Origin of the sequence: Campylobacter majalis (assembly GCF_905120465.1) — a bacterium.
In the GTDB taxonomy this organism is placed as follows: Bacteria; Campylobacterota; Campylobacteria; order Campylobacterales; family Campylobacteraceae; genus Campylobacter_A; species Campylobacter_A majalis.
The window spans coordinates 1-12,413 of record NZ_CAJHOF010000027.1; the positions used below are offsets into that span (position 1 = coordinate 1).

15 protein-coding genes and 1 pseudogene are annotated in these 12,413 nt (G+C 35.3%); 10 read left to right on the forward strand and 6 right to left on the reverse strand.

Annotation, left to right across the window (positions count from 1 at the left end; all coding sequences use genetic code 11):
* Positions 1-1,005 (reverse strand): PDC sensor domain-containing protein (locus LQU93_RS09345; protein ID WP_229933618.1); only part of this gene is annotated, 1,005 nt, incomplete at its 3' end.
* 122 nt (positions 1,006-1,127) lie between these two features.
* Between LQU93_RS09345 and LQU93_RS09350 the strand changes: the two genes are divergently transcribed.
* The 7 genes from LQU93_RS09350 to LQU93_RS09380 all read left to right on the forward strand — a co-directional run bounded on the left by LQU93_RS09350 (position 1,128) and on the right by LQU93_RS09380 (position 8,410).
* A complete protein-coding gene (locus LQU93_RS09350; protein ID WP_229933619.1) occupies positions 1,128-2,306 on the forward strand; it encodes a replication-associated recombination protein A in 1,179 nt (392 codons plus the stop codon).
* A 96-nt stretch (positions 2,307-2,402) separates the two neighbouring features.
* Entirely contained in the window at positions 2,403-4,262 is a 1,860-nt protein-coding gene (locus LQU93_RS09355) for a TonB-dependent receptor domain-containing protein (RefSeq protein WP_229933620.1), read from the forward strand.
* Between the two features lie 10 nt (positions 4,263-4,272).
* A complete protein-coding gene (locus tag LQU93_RS09360) occupies positions 4,273-5,235 on the forward strand; it encodes an ABC transporter substrate-binding protein (protein ID WP_229933621.1) in 963 nt (320 codons plus the stop codon).
* Positions 5,232-6,026, forward strand: a complete 795-nt coding sequence (locus tag LQU93_RS09365; RefSeq protein ID WP_229933622.1) for an ABC transporter permease — start codon at positions 5,232-5,234, stop codon at positions 6,024-6,026. The genes LQU93_RS09360 and LQU93_RS09365 overlap by 4 nt, the downstream gene beginning before the upstream one ends.
* Complete coding sequence (locus tag LQU93_RS09370; RefSeq protein WP_229933623.1) at positions 6,014-6,712, forward strand: ABC transporter ATP-binding protein; 699 nt, start codon at positions 6,014-6,016, stop codon at positions 6,710-6,712. The genes LQU93_RS09365 and LQU93_RS09370 overlap by 13 nt, the downstream gene beginning before the upstream one ends.
* Positions 6,705-7,835: an NnrS family protein gene (locus LQU93_RS09375; RefSeq protein ID WP_229933624.1), complete on the forward strand. Its 1,131-nt coding sequence runs from the start codon at positions 6,705-6,707 to the stop codon at positions 7,833-7,835. The genes LQU93_RS09370 and LQU93_RS09375 overlap by 8 nt, the downstream gene beginning before the upstream one ends.
* A gap of 65 nt (positions 7,836-7,900) precedes the next feature.
* On the forward strand, positions 7,901-8,410 hold the full coding sequence (locus LQU93_RS09380) for an outer membrane lipoprotein (protein WP_229933625.1): 510 nt from the start codon (positions 7,901-7,903) through the stop codon (positions 8,408-8,410).
* Between the two features lie 18 nt (positions 8,411-8,428).
* Here the strand turns inward: LQU93_RS09380 and bioD are convergent, their stop codons facing one another.
* From bioD to LQU93_RS09405, 5 genes are all read right to left on the reverse strand, one after another.
* Complete coding sequence (gene bioD / locus LQU93_RS09385; protein WP_229933626.1) at positions 8,429-9,088, reverse strand: dethiobiotin synthase; 660 nt, start codon at positions 9,086-9,088, stop codon at positions 8,429-8,431.
* An 84-nt stretch (positions 9,089-9,172) separates the two neighbouring features.
* On the reverse strand, positions 9,173-9,688 hold the full coding sequence (tpx, locus tag LQU93_RS09390; protein ID WP_229933627.1) for a thiol peroxidase: 516 nt from the start codon (positions 9,686-9,688) through the stop codon (positions 9,173-9,175).
* Between the two features lie 105 nt (positions 9,689-9,793).
* Entirely contained in the window at positions 9,794-9,964 is a 171-nt protein-coding gene (locus LQU93_RS09395; protein WP_229933628.1) for a DUF2798 domain-containing protein, read from the reverse strand.
* Between the two features lie 123 nt (positions 9,965-10,087).
* Positions 10,088-10,753: a restriction endonuclease subunit S gene (locus LQU93_RS09400; RefSeq protein WP_229933629.1), complete on the reverse strand. Its 666-nt coding sequence runs from the start codon at positions 10,751-10,753 to the stop codon at positions 10,088-10,090.
* Entirely contained in the window at positions 10,725-11,018 is a 294-nt protein-coding gene (locus LQU93_RS09405; RefSeq protein ID WP_229933630.1) for a restriction endonuclease subunit S, read from the reverse strand. Before LQU93_RS09405 ends, LQU93_RS09400 begins: the two co-directional genes overlap by 29 nt.
* A gap of 4 nt (positions 11,019-11,022) precedes the next feature.
* Here LQU93_RS09405 and LQU93_RS09410 point away from each other — a divergent pair, with 4 nt between their 5' ends.
* The 3 genes and pseudogenes from LQU93_RS09410 to LQU93_RS09420 all read left to right on the forward strand — a co-directional run bounded on the left by LQU93_RS09410 (position 11,023) and on the right by LQU93_RS09420 (position 12,323).
* The gene (locus tag LQU93_RS09410) at positions 11,023-11,244 is read left to right on the forward strand and encodes a hypothetical protein (RefSeq protein ID WP_229933631.1); all 222 of its coding nucleotides are present in this window, start codon (positions 11,023-11,025) and stop codon (positions 11,242-11,244) included.
* Positions 11,245-11,271: 27 nt separating this feature from the next.
* Positions 11,272-11,832: pseudogene (locus tag LQU93_RS09415) on the forward strand (M48 family metalloprotease); the annotation flags it as partial.
* A gap of 26 nt (positions 11,833-11,858) precedes the next feature.
* Complete coding sequence (locus LQU93_RS09420) at positions 11,859-12,323, forward strand: low molecular weight protein-tyrosine-phosphatase (RefSeq protein ID WP_229933632.1); 465 nt, start codon at positions 11,859-11,861, stop codon at positions 12,321-12,323.
* Positions 12,324-12,413 lie beyond the last annotated feature (90 nt).

Sequence of the window (12,413 nt, forward strand, 5' to 3'; positions counted from 1 at the left end):
TAAGAATTTAAAGAATGAATTTAATCCATTAGAAATTCCAGATAAAGGACGTAAGAAGTAGTTTATAGCAAATACTAAGATTGCAACTATGATTATGATGAAGAGGATGGAAAAGACTAATTGAGATGTTAAAACTTCGTTTAAAATTTCATCATAGTCACTCATGTAGTTTGCTGAGCATACTAGCCAGTTTGCTTCTTCATAGACCTTGCAAGCTGCAACCCTATCACCAATACCATTTATATGATACTCAAAACCAGCATTGCCAAACTCATTATATCCTTTTAAAAGTGCCTTATTTCTTTCGATAGACGTAGCGTCTTTTGATAAAATGTTTTTAAAATCTTCATTGTATATATAAAGCCCTCTTTTTATATCTGTGATAGACACACTTGATGTTTGAGTATCTTTAATCTCAACAAGTGCCTCTTTAAGATCGTCTATATAAATATCAGCACCTATAGCACCTACAATCTTGCCATTTATAATAACAGCCTTACCGACACTCATGGCGTATTTACCAGTTGAAGTTGTATAAGGATCAGAAAATGTCAAAGCACCATTGTTTGATAGCATTTGATTATACCAGTTTCTTGTTTTGACGTTATAGTTGTCCTTGGCACCTAAGGTATAGATTGTAGGTTTAGCTCCTTGCTTAATCTCAGCCCCTATAATTTCGCCAGTATCTTCAAATCCCATGAATAACTCATTAGCATCAGATGTCCTAGCTAATATAGCAAGCTCATTTTTAAATCTCTCTTTATCGTGTAAAATTTCTGGATTTTCTTTAATGTAACTTTCAAAACCTTCAACAACAAAAATCGTTGTAGAAAAGAAATCATCTATAAAAATTTCAGAAGCTATAGCGGCGGCCTCTTTTGAATCTTTAGACATTTGCAAGATAGTATCTTTTGACTTTTGATAACTTATCGCTGAGAACGTAACAAACGATATTGTAAGCAACACTAGCACAATCAGTGCCATTTTATTTGCAACCTTTTGCATTTTGCATCCTTTTGGGTAAAATATAAGATGATTATGCTACTAATAACCTTAAAATATCATTATTTTAAAATAACTATATTTTTGATACAATTAAATACAAAAATCAACAAAAAGAATTATAAATGTTTGCTTTAAAATTTCGTCCAAAAACCCTTGATGAGATATGTGGTCACGCAGATATCGTGGCAGTTTTTAAAAAATTTATACAAAATGGCAAGATTCCTCACTCGATGTTTTATGGCGTAGCAGGATGCGGAAAGACTAGCTTTGCAAGAGTGGTGGCAAACTCACTTGATTATGATTTTTACGAGTTTGATGGGGGAAATCTCAAAATAGATGAGTTTAGAAAAATATTAAAAAACTACACAAACGCTCTAAATAAACCGCTATTTTTTATAGACGAGGTTCATCGCCTAAGCAAAACACAACAAGAAGCCTTGCTTGTGCCGATGGAGAACTATCAAGCATTAATCATAGGAGCAAGTACTGAAAATCCATTTTTTACACTTAGCTCTGGCATCAGAAGTCGTTCAATGCTGTTTGAGTTTAAACCGCTAAGCACAAATGATCTTGAAAAGCTACTAACACACGTTAGCAAAAACGTTAGCTTTGTTATAAGCGATGAAGCAAAAGAGTACCTGTTTAAAAGTAGTGGTGGAGACGCGAGAAGTATGCTAAATTTACTTGAGTTTGCTATAACGCTTAAAGATGAAATAACACTACAAACGCTTAAAATTTTACGAGCTAACGCTGTTGGTGAAGGTGTTAGCAATGATGATACACACTATCATTTAGCTTCAGCTTTGATAAAAAGCTTACGTGGAAGTGACACAGATGCATCAATTTACTATCTAGCTAGGCTAATTGAGGATGGAGAGAGTGCGGATTTTATAGCAAGGCGGCTCGTGATATTTTCTAGCGAAGATATAGGCAACGCAAATCCAAACGCCCTAAACGTAGCGACAAATGCATTAATGGCAGTAAAAAACATAGGCTATCCAGAAGCACGTATTATACTGGCACAATGCGTAGTTTATCTAGCACATTCGCCAAAATCAAACTCAAGCTATATGGCTATAAATGCAGCAATTAATTATGTAAAGCACGAGCCACCACTTAAAATACCGCCATATCTTATAAACACAGCTCCTGAGAAAAAACACTATCTATATCCGCATGATTTTGGTGGCTGGGTAGAGCAAAAATATCTAGAAAAACCGCTAAAATTTTATCAAAATAGCGACATAGGATTTGAAAAAACACTAAACGAATGGCTAAGTAAGATAAAAGCAAAAAGTTGAGTTTAGGAGTAATTTTATCTTGATTAAAATCAAGATAAAATTTAAAAATTATTGATATAATTTATCAAAATTTTATACTTCTATCAAGGAATTATGATGAGAAATTTTATCTATCTTAGCTTTATTGCAACCATGGCATTAGCGTATGAAAATATAGCCGATCCAAACGCCATAAATCCTATAAAGCCATTTAATCCGCCACCGCCAATTACGCCAAATAACACACTTAGCACGATGCCTATAAATCAATTTGACAAAACAGATCGATCAAAATACTACTTTGTTACAGAAAAACTAGACGATTCAAGCGATAAATTTCATCTAAGTAGCGGTTTATACGGGCATAGCTCATATACTTCAGCACTTTTTAGATACCGTGGTGATAACTACTATACTGTCTTAAACACGCACTATACAAAAGCAAATGATTATAAAGGTGGCGATGGTAAAAAAGTAGGCTTTGGTTATAAACGAAACGGACAAAGCTTGATTTTTGGGTATTTGCCAAATGAGATAAGCGAAATCAAACTAACTTATATCCATGACAATATCACAGATGAAAAACAACCGCACCACCAAATGGACGCTTTAAAGACACAGCGACACGTGGGACGAGTAAATGTAAGAGTAGGCGATGAGAACCTAGATAATACACTAAATTTTAACACAACAATAAGACACGTAAAAAGAAGGGCTGATAACTTTACGTTAAGAAGTATGTCAAACAAAACATATGTGGATATAAAGCGTTCTATTTTTGATAGTGGTTTTGATTATGATATTAGTATAAATGAGCTTCATAACCAGTTTGGATTTGCTTTTAGCATAGATAAGCACACAGGCAAACGCTATCAAGGTATGCCTAATGGCATGTGGGCTCACAATGGCAATAGATTTGCTAACATACATGCAAAAACTTATAAAATTCACGATACCATAACATACAATATCGATGAGATAAACGCACTAAGTTTAGGGCTAAATTATGAAACAAACAGAGTAAAAATCAAAAATTTACATCAAAGTTTTATCGCACCAAACGTAAATCTTAACACAAACGCAAAACTATACAAAGCCATATATGCACAAGATACAAAGGATAAAATAAATCAAGATGGGCTTAGTGCATCGCTAAAATATGAGCTAAAACCAAACTCAAAAGATAGTTACACTATAGCGCTACAAAGCTTATATCGTATGCCTGATAATATGCAAAGATTTAACGCACTATATGGACTTGGCGATAACGGTTGGATAAGCAATCCTTACATAAAACCAGAAAGACACAACCGCATAAAGCTTGGATTTGAGATCGCAAGTAAAATGTATAATAGCTATCTAAACTCAATGCAAGGCGAAAATTCATTTAAAATTTTGGCACATCTTATATACGATGAAGCACATGATTTAATAATCTATGACAGAAGACACGCCAAACCAAATCCGCCTATAAACTCAAATGCCGTGATTACAAGAAATATTGATGCAAGGCTATTTTTAGCAAATCTACAAACGGAGTATAATTTTGCTAAAAATTTTGCTACCAAAATAGGGTTAAGTTATAATTACGGCGAAAATAAAACAGACAATAAACCGCTGTATCAAATAAGACCGTTTGAGCTAAATACTCAGCTTGATTACCGCGACTACTTCGCACTTGGTAGCTATAATATGGGAGCAAATTTAAGATACGTTCATAAGCAAACAAGAGGCGATTTTGATAAAAATACTGGCTTTGGCATAGATAAAACTCAAGCAGCCAAAGGCTTTACTACGCTTGATTTATACACTGGAGTTGAGTTTAAAAACAACTTTGGCATTAGAGCTGGAGTAAATAACGTTTTTGATAAAAATTACTCTGAGTTTATTAGTGGTGAGCACGTTGCGGCACTTGATCCAAACGTAATTAAAGCACATGGGCGAAATTTTTACATCAGTTTTCATATATCATATTAAAGGATAAAAAATGAATAAAAGAGAATTTTTAAAACTAAGCACAGCTTTTGGCGTAAGCATGATGGCACCAAATTTAATGGCAAAACAGAGCATATCGCTTTACGGTGCTCCGGCTCTGCCATCTGTCACAATGGCAATCGCTGCATTACAAGGCAAATCGTCAAAAACGCACGATATAACCTTTAAAACATGGAAAAATCCAGATCAACTACGTGCAGGTGTGGCAAATGGCTTAATTAACGCAACTATGGCACCGCTAAACGTCGGTATAAATTTGCTTAATCAAGGGTTTGATTTTAAACTTTTAAACATACTTGCGTTTGGGGTTTTATGCGTAATGAGTAAAGATGAGAGTATAAAAAATATAGCTGACTTAAAAGGCAAAAAAATTATACTACCTTTTAAAAACGATATGCCAGATATTATCTTTCGTGCGATAATTAAAAAACTTGAGCTTAATGAGAGCGAATATGAGCTAACATATGTGCAAAGTCCGCCTGAAGTGCTAGGGTTGTTTTTGCAAAAAGAGTATGACGCAGCTATAATGCTAGAGCCACTTGCAAGTGTGTGCGAGTTAAGAGCAAAAAAGATAGGCTTAAGCGTTAAAAGAGCGTTTTGGATACACGATGAATACGCAAGAGCATTTAACAAACCAGCCATAATCCCACAAGCTGGTATAATCATTCAAAGTAAATTTTATGAACAAAATAAAGAGTTTTTTGATACCTATGAGAGCGATTTAAAAGCGGCTTTAAATTTCATAAGCTCAAACCCACAAAGTGCCGCCGAAATAGGATCAAACTACCTACCAACACCATCTAAGGCACTTGTAAATAGCTTTAAAATATCAAAACTTGCAGTAACTAGAGCAAGTGAGCTTGGTGATGAAATTTTTGATTTTATAAACATGATTTATGAGTTTAATCCAAAACTAATCGGCGGCAAAATTCCGCCAAAAAGTTATCTTTTATGATAGTAAATGACGGCATTAAAGTAGCTAAAAATAGTCTTTTAAAAGTGATTGATTATTTTTTTAGCTCGTTTAAAACGCTTGGCGTTGTGATGTTGCTTATTGGGCTTTGGCAAGTTGGCTCTGAGAGCTTTGGAGAGTTTTTGCTTCCTACCCCACTTGCTGTATCTCAAAAAGCTATTGAAATTTTAACATCAAATCAAAATGATATACTAATCTCACTATATCGCGGTAGTATCGGTATAGGTGTGGCTTTTATGCTTGGTATAGGGCTTGGGCTAGTGGCTGGTAGTTTTAAAAGCTTTGCGGCATTTATGCAACCACTAAACACTATATTGCTTTCTATTTCGCCAATCATCTGGGTTGTTTTTGCACTTTTTTGGTTTAGTTTTGGAAATGTAAGCACGATATTTACTATCATCATCACGACCACTCCACTCACTTTTGCTAGTGCCATGATAGCTATGCAAAGCCTAAAAACTGAGCTAAAAGAGCTATTTGATGCGTATAAGCTCGGCTTTTGGCTTAAGATACGATATTTGTATCTGCCACACTTAACAGGCTATATCATCGGCTCACTTAGCGTAGCGTTTGCAATGGGCGTAAAAATAGTAGTTATGGCGGAGCTTTTGGGTGCAAGTGATGGTATCGGTGCTAGGATAGCAGATGCTAGAACCATGCTTGACACAACTGAAGTAATGGCGTATGTAGTGCTTACTATAACATTTGTCATGCTATTTGAAGCTATCGTTATAACGCCTTTAAAGATTGTTTTAATGCCATGGAAGAGATAGATATGTTAGAAATTTTAAACCTTGATTACGAAATTTTATCCGATAAAATTATTAATAATTTTAATCTAAAAGTTAAACCAGGCAAAATTGTTACGCTATTTGGACCGTCTGGATGTGGTAAAACTACGATTTTAAGATTAATTAGTGAAATTGAGATACCAAAAAGAGGCAAGATAAAAAATAGCTTTAAAAAAACAAGCTATTTATTTCAAGAAAATAGACTTTTAGAGTGGCTAAGTGCCTATAAAAATATCGCCCTAGTTGCCAAAAACGAAGCTAAAATTTTACCTATGCTTCAACACGTGGGGCTTAGTCAAAAAGATAGTCTAAAGTATCCTGATGAGTTAAGTGGCGGCATGAGAGCTAGAGTGAGTTTTGTAAGGGCTATGCTAAGTGAGCCTGATCTGCTTTTGCTCGATGAGCCATTTAGCGGACTTGATACTGATATGCGTGAGATTTTGATAAATTTAGTGCTTGAGCGTGTAAGTAAAGGCATGAGTGTTGTGCTAGTAACTCACGATAGATTTGAAGCTGTAAAAATGAGCGATGAGATATATTTTTTAACACAAAAAGGCATGGGCGTAAAACGCATATTAAGCTTAGATATAAATCAACACAAACGCGATAATGCCTATATACAACACATCATAGATGACGGATTTAACGGCGAGGTGTATTATGACTAGAAATTTAAGCTTTACTCAGATTTTATCTGATTTTTTTACGCATCCGATGAGAGCATTTTTCTTACTTGCTTCATTTTGTGCGATTGTTGCTTGTGTGTCATTTTATATCGCTAGTGATTATGTTATGTTTCATAAATTTGTATTTTTAGGGCTTTTTGTGCCACTTTCTTATGCTGGATTTTTACTCACAGCAGTGCCTGATTGGGCAAACTATCCACGCAACCTTAGCATAAATGCCTACATACTTTTTGCTATATTTTTACTCTGTTTAGGATGCGGTATGTATGATGTATGGCTTGGTTTTGTCTTTAGCTTGGTGTTTTGGCTGTATTTAAGTGGGCTATGCATATATATGCTATGGCTTGATAGAAATGATAAAAATTTTAGTATCGTTGCGATTTTAATTAGCTTTTGTGTGCTAAACTTTGCATACATTATAAGCTTAAATCAAACCTATCTAAACGCACAAATACATCTAAACATAATCGCCGTTATAATCGTAGGATACCGCGTAAGCATTGTCATAGCAAAAGAAGCACTTAGAGCAAATAGCGAGTATGAAACGGCTGTATTTATGCCAAATTTTGTGTATAAAAATTTAAGCATTTTTGCTATTTGCATTGGGATTTTAGCTAGTATTTTTAACTTTTCTACTCAAGTTTTAGGCTATATATTTTTAGGATGTGGTTTTTTGCTATTTGCTAGACTTTATGAGTGGCATTTTTGCATACTACTAAAAAGGCATTTTATATTGTTTTACTATGTAATAGCCCTGTGTTTAAGCGGTGGATATATTTGGCTTGGGGTGTGTTATTTGCTAAATTTTAACACATCGTACCCAACTCATCTACTAGCGATAAATGCTGTCCTTGCAACAATTATGCTTATATTTAACATAGCAGGTCTTAGACATAGTTTTCAACAGCTAAATTTTCTCGCACTTAGCAAAGTTGCACTTACCTTACTAATACTTGCTGGAGTGTTTAGAAGCATTGTTTCATTTTATGCTTTTAGTTTTTATATATTAGTGCCAAGCATTTTAGTTGCCACGGCATTTTTACTATGGGCTTTGGATTTTTATGCGATTTTTAGAGATAATGACTTTAGTCCAGATCCAGAATAAACATTTAAAATCAGTTAAAATTTTAGTGTTAAAATCACTATGATTTTTAACTTTAAGGATAGATAATGAAAAATAAAATTTTATCACTATCATGTGTAGCACTACTAGCCCTAAGCGGATGTGTAAGTAGTAATCAAGACAAACTAGGTGGCAACGTCTATAACACAGGCGAACTAAATCAACAACAAAACGTAAAAGTAGTAACAATAAAACAAATCCTTGGTGCAAAAGTCACAGTTGATAACACAAATGCAAACAGCTCAAACAAAGTCGTTGGTGGCTTACTTGGTGCAGCAACTGGTGCGGTTGTAGGATACGCATTGGGTGGTGGCTCTAGTAAAAGTGGTGCAGTTGTAGGCGGCGTTGTGGGTGGCACACTAGGAACTGTTGCTGGCGATAAAATAAGCGAACAAACCGAAGTAATTGACGGTGTGTCGATAGTGTATGAGCTAGAGGGCAATATATATACATCTACTCAAGCAGGAAAATTGTGCGAGTTTAGTGCAGGAAGTGCTTATCTAATCTCTATGGGTGCAAATGAAACAAGAATACAGCCTAATGCAAACTGCAAATAATATGGGCGGATGATCCGCCTAAATTTCAAATATCTTATAAATTTCGCTTTTATTTAAAATTTTGGCATTTTTTTCTATTTTAAACACCCAAGCACCACTAAGCTCAGATATCATTTTAGCGTTGTCTTGGTGGATAATGCTGGTTTTATCATAGTTATTTAACAATATAGCTTTGATATTTACGCTACTATCTTTTAAAAATTTCACACTTAAACACGTCTGATTTATAGCTCCCAAACTAGCATCAGCTACAAGCAAAACAGGGGCATTTACAGCCTTTACAATATCAATTTGCATGATTTTATTATAAACGATAGGACATATTACGCCACCAGCACCTTCGATTATGCTTACTTGACTAATACGTCTTAACTCATCTGCTTTTTGCAATATAGGCCCAATTTTAGCTTCATTACCCTCTATACTCGCTGATAGATGCGGTGAGTAAGCACTAAGATACGCATACGAACACGAAGCATTACAAATATCAGCAAATTTTCTTACAAAATCCACATCACTTACTATCATATCGCCGTTTTTATCTAGCTTGTTGCCACTTGCAACTGGCTTATAATAGCTTACATTTATATCATATGCTTTTAGACTTTTACACAGCAAGGCACTCACATGCGTCTTGCCTACATCAGTTGCCGTACCAAGCACATAAAACTGCTTCATAATCTTGCCTTGTGTTAGTAAAATGTTAGTTAGTGTTATTAGAAGTGTTAGTAGGCGTTACCATCTCTAACGCCTACGTTTTGGTTATGCTAGGCTTTTTACTACATCTAACGCTTTAGCGTAATCAGGCTCACTTGTTACTTCACTAACATACTCAGCATAAGCTATTTTGCCGTCTTTATCAACGATGATTGTTCCACGAGCAAGAAGTCTAAGCTCTTCTATTACAAAGCCATATTTTAAACCAAAATCCAAATCTTTATGATCTGAGCCGGTTTTTGCATTTTCTATACCTTTATCAGCACAGAAGCGTCCTATCGCAAATGGCAAATCAACTGAAACTGATAGTAGTTGAACGTCTTTTGAAAAGCTTGAAGCTTCGTGGTTAAATTTCGCTAACTGCATAGCACATACTGGAGTATCAACTGATGGAAAAACTGCTATAACTACAACTTTACCAGCGTAATCACTTAGCTTAATAGGGCTTAAATCATTTGCCAGTATAGTAAAATCAGGAGCCTTATCTCCGACCTTTATTTTATCACCCAATATAGTAAGTGGGCCTCCCTGAAATGTTACTTCACCTGTTCTTTTTGTCATGCTCTCTCCTTAAATTTTAGCCCTTTTGGGCCTTTTTAAATGTCAAATTTACCATAAAAGAGTTAAAAAAGATTGAAATTTACAAAATTAACTCTTTTACAAAAGCTACTCTTTGCAAATAGCCTTTGCAAGCTTACTAACGATTGGAAAAAGCAAAAGCAGTGTCGGATACGCCACTACAAACGACTTGCCCCAGCCAATCATCCAAATACCAACAAAACCATCAACTAAGCCCAAATTTATATACGTCAATGATCCAGAGATGACAAAAGACATACACATAGCCCCATCATAAATGAAAATACAAAACGATAATATTTAATCGGTATCACCACCATCTCCTTAATAAAACAAAATTATATCAAATTTAAAATCGTTTCGTATCGTAACACTTTAGTATTAGGCATTTTGACTAAACAGATATTTTTGCAAAATTTCTTGATTTTTAGAAGCTAGTGCGTTTAAATCACTTTTAAATTTCTCTATTTTATTTTCTAAATTTTCTATCACGGATACGATTTTTTCTTGGTCTTTTAGCGGCGGAAGTGGGATTTGTAAATTTCTTATAAAAGTTAAATTCGCCATAGCAAAACCACCAAGAGATTTAAATTGAGAGTATAACCCTTGCGATGCAAAATACAAGAATTTAGAATTTAATGTTTTTTCATTTAAGGGATACAGACCTGCAATATTTTGATTTGTAGTGCTTTGAAAAGTTAAATATCCAACTTTTCCAATCGTTGCTCCAACCAAAGCTATCAAAACGGAATTTTTATTTAATATTTTAGCAGATGATTTTTCTAGTCCAAGTTGAGTGATTTTTTCTGTTACTTGATTTTCTAAAACATAAGAATTTTGACAAACTTCTGATTTTATCCAATTTATATTGCCACCCCAATATTCAGGTTTTGTTCTACTAGGCGTTCCGCCACTTGTAACGCTACAAATCCCACCTAGCTTTATCATCTCCCAGCCAGTTTTTGGTGGGGTCGGCAACGATGAAATTTGAGCTTTTAAGTCCGCATCAGCGATAAAATCAAGTAGCTTGGCTATACCCCACGCCACATTTTTCTAAGACAGCTTTTATCAAATTACGGTATTCTTCGATACTCATTCTGATTTTTTGATACTCTTTCTCGACTTTTTCGCATTCTTTTACGATTTGTTTTTGGATAATAAGTGGCGGAAGTGGGATTTGCAATTGCGAAAGATTTGTTCTTGTAATCTGCGGTTGTGCCGAGCCTGTGATGACTTGCTTTATATTGGCAAATGGCAGTATAAACACCAAAAACTTTTTTAAAATTTCATCTTTTAGCGGAGTAATCACCATAGCATTGCCAGTAATCCATGATTTTGGCTCTGTGAAATTTATCCCCGAGGGTGCTGAGTATGCGTGGTTTTTAAAGCAAGAAAGCGTTGATAAGGTGAGTGAAGAGCTACTTGCTCCAACGCAAGAACTAGCCAAGATCGTAGCCAAGCTAAACAAATGCACCGATGTGAAAAATAAAATTTTAATCACACTAAAAGATGAAGACACCCCAAACGCTGCTGCGTGACTTACAAGCGAGCTATCAGTAAATACGGCTCTTTTTAAGCATATCTCAAGCGAAAACGCCCCGGCCTTCATCTTAGCGCACGAGCTATCACACTTTAAAAACCGAGATCACTTGCATACCCTTGGTGCAAATACCCTCATCGTGCTGATATTTGGCTTTGCAGGACAAGAGGTGGTAGCAGCCATCACCACAAATGCTATGATTTCAAACTACTCAAAGGTGCAAGAAAGTGCGGTCGATGAGGGGCTGATTGATTATATCGTGCTTGATTTTAAGGCTAGTGCGGAAAAATTTAAAAATATCACGAACTCCAAATTTTATGAAAATTTTATCCAAACCCTTACCTATCTGATATCATCAAATGTCAAATTTGAAGTGCGAACGACCGTTCATAGTGCTCTTTTAGATGAGAGCGATATATCGCAAATGGCAAACACTTTGTATGAGCTTGGCTATAAGCAAGAGTATTATTTGCAAAATTTTTTAGATACGGGAAGAAATTTTTCTATGCTTGGCGCGCAAAAAAGTCAGATAAATCCGCAAAAAATCATCTCAAAAAACCCCATAAAACTACGAAATTTTAGCTAAAATGCTATGAAATTTAAAGGAGAGAAATGAAACTATTATTTGTTTGTCATGGCAATATCTGTCGCTCGCCGATGGCTAAGATGATAATGCAAGATCTGATAAATAAGGCCGGCAAAGACGCTAGTATCGACTCGTGTGCCACGCATAGCGATGAGATAGGCGAGGGTGTTTATAACCAAACGGCTAAAATTTTACAAAAGCATGGCGTGCCCGTGCTAGCGCACCGTGCAAGGCTCATAACAAAGCAAGACTATGAGAGTGCTGATCTTATCCTTATCATGGATGATGAAAACATGTGCACTCTAAGGCGTGAGTTTGGTGGCTTTGGTGACTTTGATGAGAAGGTAAAATTTTTACTAAGTTTTAGCAAGGATACAAATAGCAACATTGTCGCTGATCCATACTATACAAGAGACTTTCAAAAATGTTATGATGATATAAATAGTGCTTGCAAGGGGCTAATGCGGGTGCTCATCAAATTTAACCCTTAAAACAGAGTAAGAACGCTCAAATTTATCATCACTTGCTTTTGATTTATACTCAAGTGTTACATTTTGCTCTTGCGTGATAAAAGATAGCTT

Bases quoted from the DNA above. Each gene is read 5' to 3' on its own strand.
- LQU93_RS09350 (WP_229933619.1), top strand. From the start codon at position 1,128: ATGTTTGCTTTAAAATTTCGTCCAAAAACCCTTGATGAGATATGTGGT.
- LQU93_RS09355 (WP_229933620.1), top strand. From the start codon at position 2,403: ATGAGAAATTTTATCTATCTTAGCTTTATTGCAACCATGGCATTAGCG.
- LQU93_RS09360 (WP_229933621.1), top strand. From the start codon at position 4,273: ATGAATAAAAGAGAATTTTTAAAACTAAGCACAGCTTTTGGCGTAAGC.
- LQU93_RS09365 (WP_229933622.1), top strand. From the start codon at position 5,232: ATGATAGTAAATGACGGCATTAAAGTAGCTAAAAATAGTCTTTTAAAA.
- LQU93_RS09370 (WP_229933623.1), top strand. From the start codon at position 6,014: ATGGAAGAGATAGATATGTTAGAAATTTTAAACCTTGATTACGAAATT.
- LQU93_RS09375 (WP_229933624.1), top strand. From the start codon at position 6,705: ATGACTAGAAATTTAAGCTTTACTCAGATTTTATCTGATTTTTTTACG.
- LQU93_RS09380 (WP_229933625.1), top strand. From the start codon at position 7,901: ATGAAAAATAAAATTTTATCACTATCATGTGTAGCACTACTAGCCCTA.
- bioD (WP_229933626.1), bottom strand. From the start codon at position 9,088: ATGAAGCAGTTTTATGTGCTTGGTACGGCAACTGATGTAGGCAAGACG.
- tpx (WP_229933627.1), bottom strand. From the start codon at position 9,688: ATGACAAAAAGAACAGGTGAAGTAACATTTCAGGGAGGCCCACTTACT.
- LQU93_RS09395 (WP_229933628.1), bottom strand. From the start codon at position 9,964: ATGTCTTTTGTCATCTCTGGATCATTGACGTATATAAATTTGGGCTTA.
- LQU93_RS09405 (WP_229933630.1), bottom strand. From the start codon at position 11,018: ATGGTGATTACTCCGCTAAAAGATGAAATTTTAAAAAAGTTTTTGGTG.
- LQU93_RS09420 (WP_229933632.1), top strand. From the start codon at position 11,859: ATGAAACTATTATTTGTTTGTCATGGCAATATCTGTCGCTCGCCGATG.